This is a genomic window from Microbacterium sp. RG1 (genome assembly GCF_005347485.1).
Classification (GTDB): domain Bacteria; phylum Actinomycetota; class Actinomycetes; order Actinomycetales; family Microbacteriaceae; genus Microbacterium; species Microbacterium binotii_A.
Window position 1 is genome coordinate 1,667,542 of the sequence record NZ_CP034121.1, and the last position, 19,944, is coordinate 1,687,485.

General features: G+C 68.2%; 23 protein-coding genes, 1 tRNA gene and 1 pseudogene. 17 read left to right on the plus strand and 8 right to left on the minus strand.

What is annotated here, in order from left to right; genetic code table 11:
* Positions 1-40: 40 nt before the first annotated feature.
* The 4 genes from pstS to pstB all read left to right on the plus strand — a co-directional run bounded on the left by pstS (position 41) and on the right by pstB (position 4,076).
* Entirely contained in the window at positions 41-1,153 is a 1,113-nt protein-coding gene (pstS, locus tag EHF32_RS08045) for a phosphate ABC transporter substrate-binding protein PstS (protein WP_137417692.1), read from the plus strand.
* Positions 1,154-1,231: 78 nt separating this feature from the next.
* Positions 1,232-2,179, plus strand: a complete 948-nt coding sequence (gene pstC / locus EHF32_RS08050) for a phosphate ABC transporter permease subunit PstC (RefSeq protein ID WP_137417693.1) — start codon at positions 1,232-1,234, stop codon at positions 2,177-2,179.
* A gap of 1 nt (position 2,180) precedes the next feature.
* On the plus strand, positions 2,181-3,272 hold the full coding sequence (gene pstA, locus EHF32_RS08055; protein WP_137417694.1) for a phosphate ABC transporter permease PstA: 1,092 nt from the start codon (positions 2,181-2,183) through the stop codon (positions 3,270-3,272).
* 24 nt (positions 3,273-3,296) lie between these two features.
* Positions 3,297-4,076 carry a phosphate ABC transporter ATP-binding protein PstB gene (pstB, locus tag EHF32_RS08060; protein WP_137417695.1) on the plus strand — a complete coding sequence of 260 codons (780 nt, stop codon included), beginning with the start codon at positions 3,297-3,299 and terminating at the stop codon, positions 4,074-4,076.
* Between the two features lie 232 nt (positions 4,077-4,308).
* On the opposite strand, the gene EHF32_RS08065 is transcribed toward pstB, so the two are convergent.
* From EHF32_RS08065 to EHF32_RS08090, 6 genes are all read right to left on the minus strand, one after another.
* The gene (locus EHF32_RS08065) at positions 4,309-5,193 is read right to left on the minus strand and encodes an aminodeoxychorismate lyase (RefSeq protein ID WP_137417696.1); all 885 of its coding nucleotides are present in this window, start codon (positions 5,191-5,193) and stop codon (positions 4,309-4,311) included.
* A gap of 167 nt (positions 5,194-5,360) precedes the next feature.
* Positions 5,361-5,813: a hypothetical protein gene (locus EHF32_RS08070; protein WP_137417697.1), complete on the minus strand. Its 453-nt coding sequence runs from the start codon at positions 5,811-5,813 to the stop codon at positions 5,361-5,363.
* An 11-nt stretch (positions 5,814-5,824) separates the two neighbouring features.
* The gene (locus EHF32_RS08075) at positions 5,825-6,601 is read right to left on the minus strand and encodes a hypothetical protein (protein ID WP_137417698.1); all 777 of its coding nucleotides are present in this window, start codon (positions 6,599-6,601) and stop codon (positions 5,825-5,827) included.
* Between the two features lie 104 nt (positions 6,602-6,705).
* Positions 6,706-7,221 carry a hypothetical protein gene (locus tag EHF32_RS08080; protein ID WP_137417699.1) on the minus strand — a complete coding sequence of 172 codons (516 nt, stop codon included), beginning with the start codon at positions 7,219-7,221 and terminating at the stop codon, positions 6,706-6,708.
* Positions 7,218-7,616 carry a hypothetical protein gene (locus EHF32_RS08085; RefSeq protein WP_137417700.1) on the minus strand — a complete coding sequence of 133 codons (399 nt, stop codon included), beginning with the start codon at positions 7,614-7,616 and terminating at the stop codon, positions 7,218-7,220. Before EHF32_RS08085 ends, EHF32_RS08080 begins: the two co-directional genes overlap by 4 nt.
* Before the next feature lie 411 nt (positions 7,617-8,027).
* A tRNA-Lys gene (locus tag EHF32_RS08090) sits at positions 8,028-8,103 on the minus strand.
* Positions 8,104-8,192: 89 nt separating this feature from the next.
* On the opposite strand from EHF32_RS08090, the gene EHF32_RS08095 reads away from it, so the two are divergent.
* The 3 genes from EHF32_RS08095 (at position 8,193) to EHF32_RS08105 (ending at position 10,021) form a co-directional block, all read left to right on the plus strand.
* Entirely contained in the window at positions 8,193-8,831 is a 639-nt protein-coding gene (locus EHF32_RS08095; RefSeq protein WP_137417701.1) for a DNA-directed RNA polymerase subunit beta, read from the plus strand.
* Between the two features lie 211 nt (positions 8,832-9,042).
* Positions 9,043-9,543 carry a helix-turn-helix domain-containing protein gene (locus EHF32_RS16170; protein ID WP_137417702.1) on the plus strand — a complete coding sequence of 167 codons (501 nt, stop codon included), beginning with the start codon at positions 9,043-9,045 and terminating at the stop codon, positions 9,541-9,543.
* Positions 9,533-10,021, plus strand: coding sequence for a YbaK/EbsC family protein (locus tag EHF32_RS08105; protein ID WP_137417703.1), 489 nt, complete (start codon positions 9,533-9,535; stop codon positions 10,019-10,021). Before EHF32_RS16170 ends, EHF32_RS08105 begins: the two co-directional genes overlap by 11 nt.
* Before the next feature lie 21 nt (positions 10,022-10,042).
* Here EHF32_RS08105 and EHF32_RS08110 read toward each other — a convergent pair.
* Positions 10,043-12,077 (minus strand): annotated as a pseudogene (locus tag EHF32_RS08110) (heavy metal translocating P-type ATPase).
* A gap of 418 nt (positions 12,078-12,495) precedes the next feature.
* Between EHF32_RS08110 and EHF32_RS15910 the strand changes: the two are divergent.
* Positions 12,496-13,332 (plus strand): hypothetical protein, encoded by an 837-nt coding sequence (locus tag EHF32_RS15910; RefSeq protein ID WP_192900626.1) that lies wholly within the window; start codon positions 12,496-12,498, stop codon positions 13,330-13,332.
* Here EHF32_RS15910 and EHF32_RS08125 read toward each other — a convergent pair.
* The gene (locus EHF32_RS08125) at positions 13,312-13,680 is read right to left on the minus strand and encodes a hypothetical protein (RefSeq protein WP_137417705.1); all 369 of its coding nucleotides are present in this window, start codon (positions 13,678-13,680) and stop codon (positions 13,312-13,314) included. The two genes, EHF32_RS15910 and EHF32_RS08125, sit on opposite strands and share 21 nt — an antisense overlap.
* A gap of 134 nt (positions 13,681-13,814) precedes the next feature.
* Between EHF32_RS08125 and EHF32_RS08130 the strand changes: the two genes are divergently transcribed.
* The 9 genes from EHF32_RS08130 to nhaA all read left to right on the plus strand — a co-directional run bounded on the left by EHF32_RS08130 (position 13,815) and on the right by nhaA (position 19,880).
* Positions 13,815-14,474 (plus strand): DUF1345 domain-containing protein, encoded by a 660-nt coding sequence (locus EHF32_RS08130; protein ID WP_238343660.1) that lies wholly within the window; start codon positions 13,815-13,817, stop codon positions 14,472-14,474.
* 144 nt (positions 14,475-14,618) lie between these two features.
* Positions 14,619-15,260 (plus strand): zinc ribbon domain-containing protein, encoded by a 642-nt coding sequence (locus EHF32_RS08135; RefSeq protein ID WP_137417707.1) that lies wholly within the window; start codon positions 14,619-14,621, stop codon positions 15,258-15,260.
* A 129-nt stretch (positions 15,261-15,389) separates the two neighbouring features.
* Positions 15,390-15,584 carry a chemotaxis protein CheY gene (locus tag EHF32_RS08140; protein ID WP_137417708.1) on the plus strand — a complete coding sequence of 65 codons (195 nt, stop codon included), beginning with the start codon at positions 15,390-15,392 and terminating at the stop codon, positions 15,582-15,584.
* Entirely contained in the window at positions 15,581-15,808 is a 228-nt protein-coding gene (locus EHF32_RS08145) for a hypothetical protein (RefSeq protein ID WP_137417709.1), read from the plus strand. The genes EHF32_RS08140 and EHF32_RS08145 overlap by 4 nt, the downstream gene beginning before the upstream one ends.
* 13 nt (positions 15,809-15,821) lie before the next feature.
* Positions 15,822-16,265 carry a BLUF domain-containing protein gene (locus EHF32_RS08150; RefSeq protein ID WP_137417710.1) on the plus strand — a complete coding sequence of 148 codons (444 nt, stop codon included), beginning with the start codon at positions 15,822-15,824 and terminating at the stop codon, positions 16,263-16,265.
* Between the two features lie 97 nt (positions 16,266-16,362).
* Positions 16,363-17,403, plus strand: coding sequence for an iron-containing redox enzyme family protein (locus EHF32_RS08155; protein ID WP_443189870.1), 1,041 nt, complete (start codon positions 16,363-16,365; stop codon positions 17,401-17,403).
* A complete protein-coding gene (locus EHF32_RS08160; RefSeq protein ID WP_137417711.1) occupies positions 17,400-17,597 on the plus strand; it encodes a CDGSH iron-sulfur domain-containing protein in 198 nt (65 codons plus the stop codon). Before EHF32_RS08155 ends, EHF32_RS08160 begins: the two co-directional genes overlap by 4 nt.
* 30 nt (positions 17,598-17,627) lie before the next feature.
* Complete coding sequence (locus EHF32_RS08165; RefSeq protein ID WP_137417712.1) at positions 17,628-17,909, plus strand: hypothetical protein; 282 nt, start codon at positions 17,628-17,630, stop codon at positions 17,907-17,909.
* Between the two features lie 126 nt (positions 17,910-18,035).
* A complete protein-coding gene (nhaA, locus tag EHF32_RS08170; protein WP_137417713.1) occupies positions 18,036-19,880 on the plus strand; it encodes a Na+/H+ antiporter NhaA in 1,845 nt (614 codons plus the stop codon).
* Positions 19,881-19,944: the final 64 nt, after the last annotated feature.

The following is a 19,944-nucleotide window of genomic DNA, read 5'->3' on the forward strand; positions in this document are numbered from 1 at the left end:
GCACCGGGCCCGTAAACCCTGACACGTGAAGGATTTCACAGTGAAGATCACCCGCATCGCCCAGGTGGGCGCCATCGCCGCCATCGCGGCACTCGCGCTCGCCGGCTGCGCCGCGAACGAGGCGCCCGCCGGCAACGAGACCTCCGCCGGCTCCGAGTCGTCGCTGCCCACCGGTCTCTCCGGCACCCTGAACGGCTCCGGCGCCACGTCGCAGCAGGTCGCCATCCAGTCCTGGACGCAGCTGCTGCAGACGGCGAACGCCGACCTGACCGTCAACTACGACCCGCAGGGTTCGGGCACCGGCCGCGAGTCGTTCCAGTCGGGCGCCGTGCAGTTCGCCGGCTCCGACCGCGCCTTCAAGAAGGACGAGATCACCGCCGGCCCGTTCAGCGCCTGTGCCCCCGACTCAGGCCTTGTCGAGATCCCGGCCTACGTGTCGCCGATCGCGATCATCTTCAACGTCGAGGGCGTCGACCAGCTCGACCTCGACCCCGCCACGATCGCGGGCATCTTCGCCGGAACGATCACCAACTGGAACGACCCGGCCATCGCCGCGACCAACAAGGACGCGAAGCTGCCCGACCTGGCGATCACGCCCGTGCACCGCTCCGACAAGTCGGGCACGACCGGCAACTTCACCGACTACCTCTCCAAGACCGACGCCGCGGGCTGGACCTACGGCTCCGTCGAGGAGTGGCCGATCTCGGGCGGCGAGGCTGCCCAGGGCACTTCGGGCGTCGTGAACGCCGTCAAGGGCGGCAACGGCACGATCGGCTACGCCGACTCGTCGCAGGCCGCAGGCATCTCGTCGGTCGCCGTCAAGGTGGGCGATGACTTCGTCGCGCACTCCGCCGAGGGTGCGGCCACGGCCGTCGACGCGTCGCCGTTCGAGGACGGCCGCGGCGACAACGACCTCGCCATCACGATCGACCGCACCACGACCGAGGCCGGCGCCTACCCCGTCGTGCTCATCAGCTACCTGATCGGTTGCGAGAAGTACACCGACGCCGCTGCGGCGAAGCTCGTCCAGGGCTTCTTCACGACGGCGATCAGCGAGGAGGGCCAGGAGGCCGCCGCCAAGAACGCCGGCAGCGCCCCCATCTCCGACACGCTGCGCGAGCGCGCTCAGACGGCCATCGACGCCATCTCCTGACACGCACAGAGCGGCCCCGGGTTCGTCCCCGGGGCCGCTCTGGCCCGTCCTGACCCGAACACGACGAGAAAGCGATAGATGACAGCCACCGCCGCGGGACCCACCCGCCCCGCTGCCAAACGGCGCCCCGGAGACATCTGGTTCTCCGGCTCCGCTCTGGCCGCCGGCAGCATGATCCTGGTGACGCTCGCCGCCGTGGCGATCTTCCTCATCATCCAGTCGATCCCGGCTCTCGGAGCAGACGCCTCCCAGGCGTCCCTGCTCTCCTCCAACTTCTGGGCCTACGTCGCACCGCTGCTGTTCGGCACGGTGTGGGCCGCCTTCCTCGCCCTGCTGATGGCCGTTCCGCTGTCGCTGGGCGTCGCCCTCTTCATCACCCACTACGCACCGCGCCGCCTCGCGCAGGGTCTCGGCTACATCGTCGACCTGCTGGCCGCGGTGCCTTCCGTCGTCTTCGGCCTCTGGGGCATCCTCGTGCTGGCCCCCGCCGTGCAGCCGGTCTACTCGTGGCTGAACGAGAACGCAGGCTGGTTCCCGCTCTTCTCCGGTGACGTCTCGGCCACGGGGCGCACGATCTTCACCGCCGGCATCGTGCTCGCCGTCATGGTGGTCCCCATCATCACGGCGATCTGCCGCGAGGTGTTCCTGCAGACGCCGAAGCTGCATGAAGAAGCAGCCCTCGCCCTGGGTGCGACCCGCTGGGAGATGATCCGGATGGCCGTGCTGCCCTTCGGTCGCTCCGGGATCGTCTCGGGTGCCATGCTCGGTCTCGGGCGAGCCCTCGGCGAGACCATGGCCGTCGCCATGGTGCTCTCGACCACGGGCGCCGTCACCTGGCAGCTGTTCACCTCGCAGAACCCCTCGACGATCGCCGCGAACATCGCACTGACCTTCCCCGAGGCCTACGGCACGAACATCAACGTGCTCATCGCGACGGGCCTCATCCTGTTCATCGTGACCTTCGTGGTCAACGCCATCGCGCGCTGGATCGTCAGCCGCCGCAAGGAATTCTCGGGGGCGAACTGACATGACGATCACCGAATCCGCAGCCCCCGCGCGCACCGCGGCCGGCGCACAGCTGCGCGCCGGCCGCCTGGCCGGATGGTTCCCCTGGGTGCTGCTGGGCGCATCGCTCGCCGCGATGTTCGCCGTCTTCGCCATCCTCGGCACCGCAACCGGTGAAGGTGTCAACGTGGCGGGCTGGCTCGTCTCGGCGGCGCTCATCTACCTCGTGCTCATCACGGTCATCTCCACGATCGTGGAGGGCAGCCGCAAGGCCGTCGACCGCCTGGTCACCGGCATCGTCTCGAGCGCGTTCCTCATCGCGATGGTGCCGCTCGTGTCGGTCGCCTGGACCGTCATCGCCAACGGTGTCGCCCGCTTCGACGCGACGTTCTTCTCCTCCTCGATGCGCAACGTCGTCGGTGAGGGCGGCGGCATCGTGCACGCCATCTGGGGAACGGTGCTGATCACGCTCGCCGCGGCGATCATCTCCATCCCGATCGGGCTCCTCACCTCGGTCTACCTCGTCGAGTACGGCCGCGGCCGGCTCGCCCAGGCGATCACCTTCCTCGTCGACGTCATGACCGGCATCCCCTCGATCGTCGCCGGCCTGTTCGCCTATGCGCTGTTCGCACTGTTCTTCGGGCCCGGCATCCGCATGGGCATCATGGGCGCCGTGGCGCTCGCCGTCCTGATGATCCCGGTCGTGGTGCGTTCGAGCGAAGAGATGCTGCGGCTCGTGCCGAACGAGCTGCGCGAGGCGTCGTACGCCCTCGGCGTGCCGAAGTGGCTGACCATCGTGAAGGTCGTGCTGCCGACAGCGATCGCCGGTATCACGACGGGTGTCATGCTCTCGATCTCCCGCGTCATCGGCGAGACCGCGCCGCTGCTGATCACGGCCGGCTTCACCGACTCGCTCAACTACAACCTCTTCGACGGCCGCATGCAGACGCTGCCGGTCTTCGTCTACACGCAGTACGCGAACCAGGGCATCCCGCCCGAGGCGTACTGGGATCGTGCCTGGGCCGCAGCGCTCACGCTGATCCTCATCGTCATGCTCCTCAACCTCGTCGCCCGGATCGTCGCGAAGGTCTTCGCGCCGAAGACCGGCCGCTGATCTCCCGAGAGAAAGAACCCCTTCGTGTCAAAGAGCATCGAAGTCAACGACCTCAACGTCTACTACGGCGACTTCCTCGCCGTCGAGGGCGTCGGCCTCCACATCCAGCCGCGGAGCGTCACGGCCTTCATCGGCCCGTCCGGATGCGGCAAGTCCACGTTCCTTCGCACCCTCAACCGCATGCACGAGGTCATCCCGGGCGCGCGCGTCGAGGGCGAGGTGCTGCTGGACGGCGAGAACCTCTACGGCCAGGGCGTCGACCCCGTGCTGGTGCGTCGCCAGATCGGCATGGTCTTCCAGCGCCCCAACCCGTTCCCGACGATGTCGATCCGCGAGAACGTGCTGGCCGGCGTGAAGCTGAACAACAAGCGGATCTCGAAGTCGGACGCGGATGCGCTCGTCGAGAAGTCGCTGCAGGGCGCCAACCTCTGGAACGAGGTCAAGGACCGCCTCGACAAGCCGGGATCCGGCCTCTCCGGCGGTCAGCAGCAGCGTCTGTGCATCGCGCGTGCGATCGCCGTCTCCCCCGACGTGCTGCTGATGGACGAGCCGTGCTCCGCCCTCGACCCGATCTCGACCTACGCGATCGAGGAGCTGATCGACGAGCTCAAGAGCGAGTACACGATCGTGATCGTGACGCACAACATGCAGCAGGCGTCGCGCGTGAGCGACAAGACCGCGTTCTTCAACATCGCCGGCACCGGCAAGCCCGGAAAGCTCATCGAGTACGACGACACCTCCACGATCTTCACGACGCCGAGCGTGCAGGCCACCGAGGACTACGTCTCCGGCCGCTTCGGTTGATCCGACGGCACCCGGAAGGGGCGGTCGCGCTTCGGCGTGACCGCCCCTTCCGCGTGTCGTCCCGTCTTCTCTGCCCGAGCCTGTGCCCCGCCGCCTGTGCCCGAGTTGCGTCGCATGTGCGCAGATGCGCCACTTCTCCGCATCCGCCACAGTTGATCACTGTCGCGGGTGCGGAGAAGTGTGGCCCCTCCGCCGACGAAGCCGACGAAGCCGCGGAGCCGATGGATGCAGGTCAGTCGCGCGGCGACAGCAGGTAGGCGTTGAGCTCGGCGGTGAAGGCCGCGTCGTACGGCAGCGGCGCGCCGTCGACCGCGGTGATGCCGGCGGCGAGGCGCACGCTGGAGACGAGCCAGGCCGCATCCGCTTCTCGCAGCGCGTCGACGCCGAGCGTCGCATAGTCGACCTCGAATCCGCGCTCGGCGAGGTGCGCGAACAGGCTGAGCTGCGTCGTGCCGTGCAGGATGCCGGCGCCCGGCGCGGGCGTGACGAAGCGGTCGCCCTGGCGCAGCACGAGCGACGAGGTGGGGCCCTCGAGCAGCACGCCGTCGCTGGTGACGAACACCGCGTCGTCCGCATCCCGGCGGTGGGCCTCGCGGATCGCCGCCATGTTGGTCGCGTACGACAGGGTCTTCGCGCCGAGCAGGAGCCACGGCGCACGCTCCGGGGCACCGCTGTCGTATCCGCGGTCGAGCAGGACGACGCGGATGCCGTCGCGGCGCGCACGGGTGTTGTCCGGCGCCTCGGCGACCGTGACCCAGGCGGTCGGCGTCGGGCCGTGCTCGACCCCGCGGCTCAGGATGAGCTTGATGACGCACTCGCCCGCCGGGCACTCGGATGCGGCGGCCGCGACCGCCTGGTCCCACTGCACGAGGTTGGGCACAGGAAGATCGCACAGCCGCGCCGAGTGCGCGAGTCGCTCGAGGTGGGCGGACACCTCCTGAGCATGGCCGTCCACGACTCCGATCGACTCGAAGATGCCGTCACCGCGCTGCGTGCTGAGCTCGCCCACACTCAGCGCCGGTGCCGACGGATCGATCGGCGTGAACGTGCCGGAGAAGTCGGTGCGCGCGTCCTCGGATGCGGCGGGTGCGAGCAGGAGTGCGTATCGCCAGGCCATTCCCCGAGCCTACGCGGGCGGAATACTGCACGGCGAGGCTCCGTTACACTGGAACAGCCGGGCCGCAGTAACCCCGGGCTCCAACTTCTGCCGCTGCGAGCGGCCTTGCGCCGAGAGGCGTTTCTGCGGCCTGGCACTTACTTTTTCCCGATAGGGCGTTCGCCGACCTACCGCGGAACCAGCGTCAGACAGACGCACAGAATGGCCACGAGCGTCAGAGCCAGCGGTGTGCACAACGCGATCGCCGTAGCCGACGCTCCGGAAAGCCGGCGTTGCAGCGACGCCCGCAGGGGCACGCCTGCCCAGAGCATGAGCAGTGCCAGCGCGATCGCGGCCACGCCGCTCGAGAAGACGACCGGGGATCGAGCGAAGCCCGCTCCGAGGTCATCGGCATGGACGCGATAGAGCGCAGCGGCCAGCGCGATTCCCTGCATTCCCAAGCCTGCAAACAGGAGATTGAACCACGATGCCCTCCGACTCCACGCGAGACGTCCCATCACGCCGAATGCCGGCGCGATGTGGTCGCTCGCGAACCGTCCGATCGGAAGGCACCACCCGATGACGAAGGCAGCCACTGTCGAGAGGATGACGAAGGCGAGGACGACGTGGAAGGTCACCACGAGATGACGCGCTAACCGATGGACCTGGCGAGCGGGCCGACGACGGTGAGCCTTTCGGTCGGGCAACGTCTCAGCACCTCGATGTCGTCCACGCTGCGACACTTCTCCAGGGTCAGATGAGTCAGATTCAACGCATCCAGATGAGCGAGCCCAGTGAGCTCGCGAACGCTCTCGAATGTCACGTCCTTCAGGTGAGGAAACGCCCGCAATGAGCCGACGTCGAAGCTTCGCGCGTTATGTACCCAAAGGGTCTGAAGCGCGGGCTCGACGTCACTCGGCTCGGCGACGAGCGACGACGTCTTCGATGCGCTCATGAGCGTGAGGCTCTGCAACTGCGGCGGCACGGCGGGCAGGGAACCTTGGTTCACGCTGTGGACCTCGATCCTGGTAACGGCCGGGGCGTCGAATACCGACTCGAACCCTTTCAGCGACCCGAAGTATGACTCGAGCTGCGGAAGCTGAGACAGCTCGGTCCTGGTCGGCTGCCCCATCATGATGTCGAGTTCGCGTAGTCCCGTGAGGCTGGAGATCGCAGTGGTGTCCACGCCCGCGTCGATCACCGACAGCCGCCTGAGCCCGACGTTGTGGCGGAGAAACTCCACGTGCCCCAAGGGGTTCGCGAGAAGAGCCAGACCGTACCCCAAGTCGATGATCCGGCGGAGCTGCGACTCCGTGGGCACAGTGCCCTCAAAAAGGGCGTAGGGCACTTCGTCTGGCGGAACACGACGGACGAGCAAGTCCCCCTCACGTTGGAAGAAGGGCAGCTGCAGGAGATCATCCAGCGACACTGAGAACGCTCCTCTCTTCGGACACGCACTCCCCCTGATCGGCGACGTGGAATACGTGACGGACACTCTTCGACAGAGAAGTAGCGGTTGTCATTCAAGACCCCTCACTGCCGCTCCCTTTCGTCCAGCGGAACCCACGGCGGTCGCTTGCGCACGAAGATCCCCACTATGACCGCAAGCAACAAAGAGGCGACCGAAGAAAGCCACAAATAGGTTGCGATCTCACTTGCAACGCGCGTAACACCCTCGTGGACGGCACCGTCGTGCTCCTCGAGCAGAGGCCCCCATGCCGCGTTGACCACGAACAGCCACGGGGTACCCACGGCCCCGCAGGCCCACAGCGAGGCGTCCAGTAGCGACAGCCATGGTCTCCGGTTGGCATCTGCGTTACGTCTTCGGATCAGCAAGACGAGAAGCAACACCGCGACGCAGTAAACAACCCAAACACCTATGACCCACGCAGGACGTGTTCCAAGTTCAGCCACAGCTTCGGGAGGAGTCAGTCCATAGGAAGCGGGGCCACCAAAGATCGCGGCTGAACCTAGGATCAGCAAGGTGGCCGAGCCGACCCCGATGATGACGGCGGTTCCCGCACGGGCGACTGGGCTGGTCTTCATCATTCCGAGCTCTCGCTGTGAGAGCCTCGCGTTCCGACGCGAAGGGCAAAGACTCCGACGAACGGTAAAGTCACGGCGCTCAACATCGTTATCGGAGCAGCGAAGGGGCCCTGCCGGATGCCCCCGACGAACAGCTCGTACGCGCTTCCTATGCTGAGAGCCGGCCAAACGAGAGAGGCTGTGGTCAATAACACCGCGAACACGACCTGAATGGGCCTGACGATGTGCGCGTTCCGCGACAAGTAGAGCACGTAAGCCCCGAGGAGCAGGAAGAGGATGAGAACGGCCGCCGCAACGCCGCTGACGAGCGAGTTGCGGACCTCGACGGGCAGGTATGGCCACCTGGCCGCAAGGGGGAAGCCCACCAACGCGTCGTCGGCCACGATAGCGACGGCCATCCCCACGAGGGTTGCGAGCGCGACGAACCAGAGCGAACTGGGCCTCACTCTGCGTCGTCGTCCCATCGTCTTTCGCGCTAACAATCCACCATCCCGCGGAGGTGGCGTCAGACGCGGTTGTGAGTTCGCGGAACGATGCAACGACGGCCCCATCGAGTCGACGAGACAGCTCAAGGCGAGCTGCCCTCGCGCAACTCGCCCCCAGGTCCGTCGCTACCCAAAAATCTATCGTTTGGATGCAGGCGACCCATGACGAGCATGTAAAGGCCGCATCACATCTACCCCGAACAGGAGTGCGAGGGCGCGAGCCAATGAACGGCCCCAGCCCGATGCAGAAGCCGGACGCTCGGCGCTCTCGAAGACACAGCGAGCTGGCTTCATCTCAAGTCACTCGCGCGAGTAAGCGCAACATGGTGGGCCCCGAGGGGCTCGAACCCTCGACCCGCGGATTAAAAGTCCGATGCTCTACCGACTGAGCTAGAGGCCCGTGACCTCCAGCCTACTGTTTCGAAAGACCTCTGTTCGCCGCATCCGCTGCCCGTCGGCCGTGCGCGGAGCGCGGGTACCCTTGAGGGGATGACTGACGAGCAGCGGCCCTTCCACAAGCCCATTCGGCGTCCCGCCGAACTGTTCGACCGCCTGTTCTCGGGCGATGATCCCGCCGAGGTATCGCGCATCGCGCATTCGACGGCCGCTGCTCTCCTCGCCCGCGTGCGTGCGGATCCGGATGCGGAGGTCGTCGACCGGTTGGTGTCCTTCGCAACCGAGCACGGCATCGACGACGTCGCCGAGTTGTGGTCGCGTGCACCTGCGCGCTCGCTGCCGGGCGCGCTCTGGCGTCTCTACCTGCTCCAGGCGATGATCCACGACGACCCGCGCACGGCGGCGCTCCTGTACGAGCGGGGCCGCGCTGCACTCGCATCGATCGACGACCTGGTCGCGGGCGCGCCGGCGCCGGCAGGACCCGAGGAGTTGATGGGGCTGATCGACATGATCCTGCGTGGGCTCTTCGAGGGCGACTTCGCCGTCGCGCTCGAGCGCGCCGCGGCGTTCTGCCGCGTGACGGCCGCGGGTGCGGTGCAGCTTGCCGACGATCACGAAACGAGTGAGCCGGAGCGGGCGTCCTCGCTCACCACGCGGGCGCTTCGTCTCACGACCTACGCGGAGGATCTCACCGCATCCGCCGCGCTCTGGCGCCGCGACAACCTCACCTGACCTGTCTCCGCCGCGAGACTGCATTCTGAGCACGAGATCACGGTGATCACCCGTGATCTCGTGGCTGAAGTGCAGTCTCGCGGTCGGGATGGCCGCGCCTTGAACTTGCGTATACACGCCCACACTCGTATCGTTCTGTTTTCAGAACGTTAGGTGAGATGTGAGCGATTCCGTCGGCGTACGCCTGCGATGACTACGCGAGGCGCGCGGCATGTCGCTCTCCGAGCTCGCGCGCGTGAGCGGGATCGGTAAGGGCACGATCTCCGAGCTGGAGAATGAGCGCCGAGGTGCACGTCTCGACACCCTGTTCGCACTGACGACCGCGCTCGACGCACCCCTGGGCGCCCTCGTGCCCGGCCGAGTAACCGGAGCCGAGCCCGTCACCGGCGCTTCTGTGTCCGCGACACTGCTCGACAAGTGGACGGTCGGCTCGACCCTGATCGAGGCCTACCGCGCAACCCTCACGACCGACCGCCAGGAGTCCCGCGCTCACGCTCACGGCGTCGAGGAGACGGTCACCGTCATCCGGGGCCGGATCCTCGTCGGCCCCACGGGCAGCGAGCAGGAGGTGGGTGTCGGCGAGAGCATCCGCTACCCCGGGGATGCACCGCATCTGTTCCGGGCGCTCGACGACACCGCCGACGTCATCCTGCTCATGCACTACCCACCGCACACCGGATCCGAGAGAGGACACCTCCCCCATGACCCATGACCAGCACCTGCCCGAACGGAGCCGGATCGTCCAGCAGCACCTGACGGATGCGGGGATCGCCTCGCAGGTGCGCGAGCTGCCGGACTCGACTCGCACCGCCGCCGACGCAGCCGCAGCACTCGGATGCGAGGTCGGAGCGATCGCGAGCAGCCTCCTGTTCCTGGCCGACGACGAACCGGTGCTAGTGATGACCAGTGGTCGGCATCGCGTGGACACCGCCATCCTGGCCACCGAGCTCGATGCGACGATGATCGTCATGGCCTCGGCGAAGCAAGTGCGTGCGATCACCGGACAGGCCATCGGCGGCGTGGCGCCGGTAGGGCACCCGGCGCCGATCCGAACCGTGATCGATACCAGCCTGAACGACTACGAGACGATCTGGGCCGCGGGCGGCACACCCCACACCGTGATGCCGCTGACGTTCGAACAGCTCACGGCACTGACCGGCGGCTCGCCCGTGCGGATTGCCTCGGACTGAGCGGCGACTACCCCGCCGCGGCTACACCCGAGCGGCGTCGCCGAGGATCTCGCGGGTGCTCGTCTTCGGTCGCAGATCTAGACGACGCAGAAGCTGGGCGTTGATCGCCACCACCACGGTCGACGCCGACATCAGGATGGCCCCGATCGACATCGGCAGCACGAATCCGAGTGGTGCCAGCACCCCCGCCGCCAGCGGCACCGACAGCAGGTTGTACCCCGCCGCCCACCAGAGGTTCTGCGCCATCTTCCGGTATGTCGCGCGCGAGAGCTGGATGACGGACAGCACCGAACGCGGATCCGAGCCGGCCAGGATCACGCCCGCCGAAGCGATCGCCACGTCGGTTCCGGCGCCGATCGCGATGCCGACGTCGGCCTGTGCGAGAGCGGGCGCATCGTTGACGCCATCGCCGACCATCGCGACGACCCGACCCTCGGACTGGAGATCTCTCACCCGGTCGGCCTTGTCCTCCGGGCGCACCCCCGCAAAGACGCGATCGATACCGAGCTCCCGGGCCACGGAATTCGCCACCGCCTCCGCGTCGCCCGTGATCATCACGACCTCGCGCCGCAGCGCGCGCAGCGCCTCGATCGCCCTGACGGGACTCCTCACGCACGGCATCAGCGAGGCGCAACGCCCCGACGACATTCCCGTCGGCGAGCACGTGCAGGATGATCGCCCCTTCGTCCCGCCAGGCACCGGCGACCGGCAGCTCCCGCGCGTTCTCTTCGCGAAGCAGATTCGGCCCGCCCACCCGGATCGTCCTGCCGTCGACCGTGGCCGTGACGCCGACCGCCGGAGAGGACGTGACATCCGACGCGCTCGGGATGCGTGTGCCACGCTCACGAGCAGAGGCGATGATGGCACGGGCGAGCGGATGCTCGGATTCGACCTCCGCGGCGGCCGCGAGAGCGAGCACGTCGTCCGGCGTCAGTTGACCTGCGGCCTCGATGCCGGTGACGGCGGGCTCCCCCTTCGTCAGCGTGCCGGTCTTGTCGAAGAGGACGGTGTCGACGGTGCGCATCCGCTCGAGCGCGAGTCGGTCCTTGATCAGGACGCCACCACGGGCAGCGCGCTCCGTCGCGATCGAGACGACAAGCGGAATGGCGAGACCGAGCGCGTGCGGGCAGGCGATGACGAGAACGGTGATCGTGCGTATCACCGCCTCGTCGGGCAGTCCGACCAGGGTCCAGACCACAGCCGTGATGACCGCAGCACCGAGGGCGAACCAGAACAACCAGGCCGCAGCCCGATCGGCGATCCGCTGCGCGCGCGACGACGAATTCTGCGCCTCGGCGACGAGTCGCTGGATGCCGGCGAGGGTCGTGCCGTCGCCGACCGCGGTGATCTCGACCCGGATGGATGAGTCGGTCGCGATGGTTCCCTCCACCACCGCCGCGCCCTCGGCACGGGGCACCGCGCGAGACTCCCCCGTGATCATCGACTCGTCCATGCTGGCCGCCCCGGCGATGACGCGACCATCGGCCGGGACGCGCCCACCGGGGCGCACCACGACCACGTCGCCGACCCGGAGGTCGGAGGGGGCGACCGTTCGCGTGACATCGCCGTCGACGATCTCAGCCTCGTCGGGCAACAGGGCGGCCAGAGAGTCGAGCGCCGATGTCGTCTGCGCGAGCGAGCGCATCTCGACCCAGTGACCGAGCAGCATGATGACGATCAGGAGCGCCAGCTCCCACCAGAAGTCGAGCTCGTGATCGAGCAGCCCGACGCTCGCCCCCAGTGACGCGACGAACGCGACGGTGATGGCGAGTGCGATCAGCAGCATCATCCCTGGTCGGAGCGCTCGTACCTCCGACACCGCGCCGGCGAGGAACGGCCATCCGCCCCAGAAGTACATGACCGCACCCAGCAGTGGGGAGACCCATCCGACCCAGGCGCCACCGGGAAGCGGGTAGCCCAGCAGCATCGAGAACATGCCCGAGAAGGCGACCACAGGCACCGCGATCACGAGCATCACCCAGAAGAGCCGACGAAATCGAGTGACATGGTCACCGTGACCTGCGTGCCCACCATGCGCGTGCCCGCCGTGCGTCATACCGGCGCGCTGATCGTGCACCTCGGTTTCGTGACGTGCCGCTTCGGTGCGATGCGGCATGTGCTCGTGCGACATCCTGCCCTCCCTCCGCGGGCGGCGCCCGCGGGTTCAGGATACCCCCCTGGGGTATGCCCGAGGCAACAGACGGAAAGAGAACGGGGCGAGGGCCGCAGCCCCCGCCCCGTCCCGCCTCGGATCGTCAGCTCATGCGGGTCCGCCGACGCACGACCAGCAGCATCATCGCGATTCCGACGATCAGCAGCAGCGCCCCCAGCACGATGCCGGTGGTCCACAGCGCACCGCCGGTGGCGGCGAGCGGCGAGCGGCGAGCGGCGAGCGGCGAGCGGCGAGCGGCGAGGCGACCGTCACCTCGAGTGCCACCGATGCGAGCTCGGAGGAGGCGGCGAAGGCTCGCAGGGTGTGCGCTCCCGCCGCCGCATCCGGGCAGGCGCCGTCGCTCAGCGGCCCCGAGCGCCTCACGCTGCGCGAGCAGATCGAGATCATCGGCGACGTCATCGGCAGGCCGCTCTCGGTGACCGAGCAGACGGAAGCGGAGTCGGCGGAGATGCTCTCACGTCATGTTCCGGAGGTCTGGGTACGCCAGATCATCAAGGACTGGCGAGAGGCGGTCGGCGCCTGCCCGCGCTGTCCGACGAGTACACGCGCATCACCGGCAAGCCGGCTCGTACGTTCCGCCGGTGGGTCGAAGACCACAAGCACCTGTTCCAAGGGGAGGACAGCGCATCCCGCGGATGATTGGGTGGTTCGTATGCCGCAACGCCTCTACCCTCCGACGGGGCTGATCAGCGCACATGTGCCGAGAGCAGACGACATCGTGCTCGTCGACGACGACAGGCTTCTCGTCGTTGTCAGCATCCGAGCATTTCCGGAAGGACTCGAAGCGCGGCTCATGGTGTGCAGCGCTCCGGGCATCGATCTCCGAGACAGGCTGCTCGTCAGCCCCAACACGCCACGGGGCGACCGCGTGCCGACACTCGCGCTCAACGAGACGGCGCAGGCGGAGCCGTTCACAACGATCAGCGGCGGGGGCGGTGAACACAAATGCGATCTGCTTCTCTACACAGCTGTCCCCGCGGACGTGACCGTCGACGCGATCGTGTTCCGCTGGCCGGAGTTCGGCCTCCACGCAGAGTTCACGCTGGATGCCGGCGCCGTCGCGGATGCGCGGACGAGAGTCCACACACCGCGCTGGGTGCGACTCGACACCGCGTCCTCAGCGGCGGGTCCGCCCTAGATGGAAGGACGCCATGATCACACCGAACCCCACGAACGCGAGCAGCGCACCGCCGACGAGAATGAGCACCGAGGGGACCATGACGTCGAGGTACTCGGGCCCGAGTCGGACCAGCCAGGGAAAGAGAGCCGTCTGAGCCAAGAGGTAGGCCGCCCCCTGCCCGGCGATGACGAACCCGCCTGCGATGCCGGCAAGGCCAGCGACGATGAGCAGTACTCGCGCGACCAGGCGGGAGCGCCCGTCGGTCGTCGCCTGCTCCAACGGCTCGGAGACGCCCCCGGCATCATCGTTCTGGATTCCCCACCCAGCCAGCACCTCGTGTGTCGCAAGAGCGTCCTCGTCTCTCACCTCTCCCCCCCCGTTCCGGCTGATGCACCGCATCGAGTTCAGTGTGGCGCGACCCGCGCGTCACGGCAATGCACAGGGCAACCCACCCCTCGCACGCCGTACGATCCGGGTATGCAAGAGCGAACGGCCTGCCCGTGAGCACGCCGACCACGGACTTCTCTTCGCGCCGCCACCGCGCCGGGTGGCGGGTCACGCTCCTGTTCGGCGTGTTCTTCGTCGTCACCGTCGCTGTGGGCCTGACGTCCTCATGGATCTACGCACCCGCCATCGGCTGGATCGCCGGGGCCGGCACCTTCTCACTCTGGGTGTGGCTCGGCATCCTGCGTCTGGATGCCGCCCAGACCGAGCAGCACGCGACCCGTGAGGATCCGACCCGGACGACCGCGCAGACCCTGCTGGTGCTGGCCAGTCTCGCGAGCTTCGGCGCCATCGCGCTCGTGCTGGTGGAGGCGGGCACCGTGAGCTCGAACTCCGCCCGGCTCGAATTGGCCGGCATCGCGGTTGTCACCGTGGCGTCGTCGTGGTTTCTCATCCACGTGCTCTTCAGCCTCCGCTACGCGGCGCTTTACTACGCGCAGCACGGCGGCATCGACTTCAACCAGCCCGATCCCCCGGACTACCGCGACTTCGCCTACCTCGCGTTCACGCTCGGCATGACTTACCAGGTGTCGGACACCACCATCACCAGCAGCACCATCCGACGCGAGGCCCTTCGCCATGCGCTCCTGTCGTTCCTGCTCGGCGTCGTGGTCGTCGCAGCGACCATCAACCTCGTTTCGAGCCTCGCCCACTGATCGAGCGGATGCGGCGATCCACAGCGGTTCTGGACCCCGAATCCACGGTGTTATCGTCTGATCAGGACGCAGATCGCGCCCGGGCGCACCGGCACGAGGCATCCGATTCCCCCTCGGACCCGACCGACTCTCCTCAGGAGTGACATGTCTGAACACGTGCCGTTCACCGACAACTTCAGTGACCTCTCCAACGCCGACGGCTATCAGTTCGAGTTCCGCTGCGAGCGCTGCGGAAACGGCTACCGCTCCGCGTTCCGCCGCGACCCTCGAGCCGCCGGGCAGAAGATCGCCCGCGGTCTCGGCAACCTCTTCGGGGGTCAGCTGTCGCAGTTCACCTCGATGGCGGAGAACCTGCTGGATCGCAGCACCAACTCCCCCGCGAAGGACGAGGCGCTGCGCGCCGCCACCGCGGAGATCGGCCCGCGGTTCCACCAGTGCCGCGGATGCAGCGACTGGGTGTGCGGCGACGTGTGCTGGAACGATCAGGTCGGGCAGTGCGTGCGCTGCTCCCCCGCCCTCACAGAGGAGCTCGCGCAGTTGCAGGCCGAGACCCGGCGTCAGCAGATGCGCCAGCGACTGGAGACCGTTGACCTCGTCGGCGGGGTCGACCTCGGCCGCCAGGCTCAGCCGCGCTGCCCCTCGTGCGGCGCGCAGTCGCACGGCGGCAAGTTCTGCGGCGAGTGCGGGGCCTCGTTGGTGAGCGTCCGCGTCTGCGGCGGTTGCCGCGCGGAGAACCCCGGCACGTCGCGCTTCTGCGCGGAGTGCGGAACGAGCCTCATCGCCTGACGCCACGTCGGCGAAGCGTTCCCGCCCTGCTCCGCAAGCCCCTCCGGTCTTCGGACCCCATCGCGTACGTTCGTGACATGACGGCACGCATCCCGACGTTCGCCGCCCCGATTCGAGGGCTGCGCGAGCATGCCTGAGCGCGTGAACGCGGAAGTGCAGCGGCTGCTCGGGCTCGACAGCGCGATCGTCGTGCACTACACCGACGCCATCACCCCCGACAGCTTCTCGCTGAGCTACCGCTCTCTGTATCTCCACAGCTCGCACCGAGACGCCATCGAGGAGATCTGGGCGGCGCAGCGCCAGGATGGCACGGCCACATCATGACGACGGACCCGAACGCCGCGGGCGTCGTCTGGGCGCGCGTCGAAGACGGCTTCCACGTCGGCAGCAGGCGGGGCGAGTTCCTCGGCTACATCGAGCGGCAGAGCGACGGCGCCTTCGCAGCCTTCGACATGCACTCGCGCCCTGCGGGGCGCTTTGCCGTGATCACCCACGCGATGAGCGCACTCACCGCGCAGCCGCCGCGCCCGCATCCTGTCCGGCGCTGAAGGAGTCCCCACCGTGACCGATCCGTTGATCTCCGTCGTCTACACCAGTCACGCGCGCGCCCCCTTCACCGACCCCGACCTGGAGCAGCTGCTCTCCATCAGCCGGGAATCGAACGCTCGCCGCGGAATCACCGGCATGCTCCTGTATCGGGCGGGACACTTCATCCAGATCCTCGAGGGCCCGGATGCAGCGGTGCGCGAGCTGATGCGGGTGATCCAGGAGGATCCCCGGCATGCCGACGTGCGGATCGTGCGGGACGAGGAGATCCGCGCGCGACGGTTCTCGGAGTGGAGCATGGGATATGAGCCCATCTCGCCCCCATCGCATCCGGCCCCCGACGGCTTCCGCGACACGTTCGACGACCTCGGCGACCAGGACGACCCGGACAACGTGCTGCGGGCTATCGGCGAGCTCACCCTGTGGTTCCGGGTGCGCAGCCGGCATCAGGGGGACTGAGCGCGCCGCGCGCTCCGACGTGTCAAGCCCCCTTCGCCCCGGCGCGGGAACGGGTGAGATACAGACGTTCCCCCGAACGATCGGAGCACTCGTGTCACTGACCGCCATCCCCCGGGCGGTGCTGCCCGGTCTGCCCTTCGCCGCCCGCGGCCCGCTGAGTGCGGCCGTCGCGCTGCGCCTCTCCGGTTCTGTGGCGGCCGACAATCTGGCCGCGCGGGGCGAGCGCGCCCTCGCGGCCACGTCGGACATCGTCCGGGACGACGACATCCAGCTCGCGCTGTTCTGCCTGTACGCGAACGCCTACGGCTCGCTCGACGGCCTCGACGCCACGCTGGAATGGGACGCGGAACTCCTCACCGTCCGGCAGCTCCTCGAGTCGGCGTTCGAAGCCGCCTTGCGCCGAGAGGTCTCGGTGCCCGCACTTCCGGCCCCTTCCGCCTCCAACGTCGCGCAGGCGCTGTTCACGCTGACCGCCGATGACAGCGGCCCGAGCCTGTCGCGCTACCTCGCCCGCAAGGCGACGGACGAGCAGGCGCGCGAGTTCCTCATCCAACGCACGGTCTACACGCTGCGCGAAGCCGACCCGCACTCGTGGGCGATCCCCCGGCTGCGCGGGCGCGCGAAGGCTGCGCTCGTGGAGATCCAGTCCGACGAGTACGGCGGGGGCCGCCCCGACCGCGTGCATGCCGAGATCTTCGCGCGCACCATCCGCGCCGCCGGCCTCGATGATCGCTACGGCGCGTATGTCGACGACGTTCCGGCCGTGACCCTGGCCTCGCACAACGCGATGTCCATGTTCGGATTGAACCGTCGCCTGCTCGGCGCCATCGTCGGCCACCTGGCCGCCTTCGAGATGACGTCGTCGATCCCCAATCGTCTCTACGGCGACGGCCTGCGCCGGCTCGGCTACGGCGAGGACGTGACCGACTACTTCGACGAGCACGTCGAAGCCGACGCCGTGCACGAGCAGATCGCCGGCCGGGATCTCGCGGGCACCCTGGCGGAGGACCGCCCCGATCTACTCGCCGACATCATGTTCGGCGCCGCCGCGTGCCTCGCCGTCGACGGCTGGGTCGCGCAGCACATGTACGACGCGTTCACGAGCGGCGTCTCCTCACTGCGTGGCGGTGCCGCATGAACGACGAGCCCGTGACGATCACCGCCTACCCCGACGGACCGCTGCTCGTGCGCGACGAAGCGCGGATCGTGGACGCGGCCGGCAACCCGGTCGAGCGCCGCCGCACCGTCGCCCTGCGTCGGTGCGGCCTGTCGAGCATCAAACCGTTCTGCGACGGCACGCACAAGGCGGCGGGCTTCCATACGGACGAGTGATGACGGTGCCTGTCACGAGAGGATGGGGGCATGGACACCGCACCCGACGACGAGGTCGCCGCCGACTACCTGAGCGCCGCCCTCGTGCCGCGCCCCTCGAACTGGGTACGTGCGGGGGTCGATGCACTGCTCGGCTCCGGTGTGCTCAACATGTACGACGTCGAGGTGCGCCGGATCGACACCCAGGCGCTCGTTCTGCGCATCCCCACCGATGCCAACATGGCGTCGCATCTGTTCGGCAAGATCGAGCTGGAGATGGAGACGCTCACGGTCTCGGCATTCCTGGAGTCCTGGCGCCCGATGCAGCGCTGATCGGAGGCGCTCCGTCAGGGTGGGTCAGACGGGGCCCCTCTCACTCGCCCCGCCCGCCCCCGGATGCGGCAGACTTCCTCCTGGGCGTTCGCCCGTGATCCCGCATCCGCGCCCGGGAGGAGCCCGATGACCAGCGTCGAACTGCACCGCAGCGGCCCCGCCAAGAAGAAGCGCCGCCCGATCGCCCCGGACCGCCTGTCGGCCGCCCTGATGCTGATCGCCACTGCGCTCGCCATCATCTGGGCGAACAGTCCCTGGGGTGCGGGCTACGAGCACTTCTGGGAGACGCCCATCACGATCGCCGTGGGCGATGTGCGGATCGACTCGAACCTCCACGCGCTCGTCAACGACGGGCTGATGACACTGTTCTTCTTCCTCGTCGGACTCGAAGTCAAACGCGAACTGACCATCGGCGAACTCACCGACCGCGCTCGCGCCACGCTGCCGATCGCGGCGGCGGTCGCGGGGCTCGTGGTACCGGCGGGGATCTTCATCCTCTTCACCCTCGGCACCGACGAGAGTCACGCGTGGGGTGTCGTGATCTCCACCGACACGGCGTTCCTGCTGGGGGCCCTCGCCATCATCGGCCCCAAGTTCCCCGCTCGCCTGCGCGCGTTCCTGCTGACCCTCGCCGTCGTGGACGACATCGGGGCGCTGCTGGTGATCGGCGTCTTCTACTCCGACAGCCTCAACCTCGCGGCCCTCGTGGTGACTGTCGTGCTCATGGGTCTGATCGCCCTGGTGCGCTTCCTGCCGTACGGCCGAGGCTTCTCCTACGCGGCCCTCGGCATCGCCCTCTGGATCGTCGTGCTGCTGTCGGGCGTGCACGCGACCCTCGCCGGCGTCGCCATCGCGCTCCTCATCCCGGTCTTCCCACCCCGGCGCAGCGATGTCGAACGCACGGCCGAGCTCACGCGTGCCTTCCGCGAGTCCCCCAACACCGTGTACGCGGCCGCGGTGCAGCGCAGCGTCCGCGACTCGCTCTCGATCAACGAGCGCGTGGATGCGGGATGGCGCCCGTACATCTCGTTCGGCGTGCTGCCCCTGTTCGCGCTGGCGAACGCGGGCGTCCATCTCGACCCGGCGACGCTGAAGGAGGCCTTCACCTCGCCGCTCACCTGGGGCATCATCGTCGCGCTCGTCGGCGGCAAGTTCATCGGCATCACGGGTGCGACCTGGCTGCTGCGCGCGACGGGCAAGGGCGTTCTCGCCCCCGGTCTCGGAATGACGCGGATCGCCGGCGGCGGCGCGCTGTCGGGCATCGGGTTCACGATCGCCCTGTTCCTCGTGCCGATCGCGATCGACGATCCCCACACGCAGGACCTCGCCCGTGTCGGCGTACTCACCGCATCCGTCCTCGCGTTCCTCGCCGGATGGGCGATCATCTCGATCGGCGACCGGCTGCGGCCGCCCGTCGCCGTCGGCAAGTACCTGAACCGGCCCGTCGACCCCGCGCGCGACCACATCAAGGGACCGAAGGACGCGCCGCTGACGATCGTCGAGTACGGCGACTTCGAGTGCCCGTTCTGCGGCCGCGCGACCGGCTCCATCGACGAGGTCTTCGCCGCGCTGGGCGACCAGGTGCGTTGGGTGTGGCGGCACCTGCCGCTCGACGCGCCGCATCCACACGCGCAGCAGGCGGCGCAGGCATCGGAGGCCGCCGCGGCGCAGGGCCACTTCTATGAGATGACGCGCAAGATGTTCGCCCACCAGGACCAGCTGGAGCTCTCGGACCTGATCCGCTACGCCGACGAGCTGGGTCTGGACACCGATCGCTTCGCCGACGACCTGCGCTCCCCCGCTGTGCTGCGCCACATCCAGGACGACCGTCTGGATGCGGAGCTCATGGACCTGCACTCGACGCCCACGTTCTTCATCGGCGGGATCCGCCACGTCGGCCCGTGGGACTCGGCCTCCCTCATCCGTGCGCTCGAGGCGTCCCGCGGTCGCGTCATCGAACCGCACCCGTAAGTCGACCCCGCTCCGAGCGGTTGCCGCGCGTTCGACAACCGTTTGCCCGCCGCCCATAGGGTGC

Excerpts from the sequence above, each read along its gene's own strand:
- EHF32_RS08160 (WP_137417711.1), top strand. The coding sequence starts at position 17,400 with ATGAACGACGAGCCCGTGACGATCACCGCCTACCCCGACGGACCGCTG.
- EHF32_RS08145 (WP_137417709.1), top strand. The coding sequence starts at position 15,581 with ATGACGACGGACCCGAACGCCGCGGGCGTCGTCTGGGCGCGCGTCGAA.
- EHF32_RS08105 (WP_137417703.1), top strand. The coding sequence starts at position 9,533 with ATGACCCATGACCAGCACCTGCCCGAACGGAGCCGGATCGTCCAGCAG.
- pstA (WP_137417694.1), top strand. The coding sequence starts at position 2,181 with ATGACGATCACCGAATCCGCAGCCCCCGCGCGCACCGCGGCCGGCGCA.
- nhaA (WP_137417713.1), top strand. The coding sequence starts at position 18,036 with ATGACCAGCGTCGAACTGCACCGCAGCGGCCCCGCCAAGAAGAAGCGC.
- EHF32_RS08080 (WP_137417699.1), bottom strand. The coding sequence starts at position 7,221 with ATGATGAAGACCAGCCCAGTCGCCCGTGCGGGAACCGCCGTCATCATC.
- EHF32_RS08135 (WP_137417707.1), top strand. The coding sequence starts at position 14,619 with ATGTCTGAACACGTGCCGTTCACCGACAACTTCAGTGACCTCTCCAAC.
- EHF32_RS08140 (WP_137417708.1), top strand. The coding sequence starts at position 15,390 with ATGCCTGAGCGCGTGAACGCGGAAGTGCAGCGGCTGCTCGGGCTCGAC.
- pstC (WP_137417693.1), top strand. The coding sequence starts at position 1,232 with ATGACAGCCACCGCCGCGGGACCCACCCGCCCCGCTGCCAAACGGCGC.
- EHF32_RS08095 (WP_137417701.1), top strand. The coding sequence starts at position 8,193 with ATGACTGACGAGCAGCGGCCCTTCCACAAGCCCATTCGGCGTCCCGCC.
- EHF32_RS08165 (WP_137417712.1), top strand. The coding sequence starts at position 17,628 with ATGGACACCGCACCCGACGACGAGGTCGCCGCCGACTACCTGAGCGCC.
- EHF32_RS08085 (WP_137417700.1), bottom strand. The coding sequence starts at position 7,616 with ATGGCCGTCGCTATCGTGGCCGACGACGCGTTGGTGGGCTTCCCCCTT.
- EHF32_RS16170 (WP_137417702.1), top strand. The coding sequence starts at position 9,043 with ATGTCGCTCTCCGAGCTCGCGCGCGTGAGCGGGATCGGTAAGGGCACG.
- EHF32_RS08065 (WP_137417696.1), bottom strand. The coding sequence starts at position 5,193 with ATGGCCTGGCGATACGCACTCCTGCTCGCACCCGCCGCATCCGAGGAC.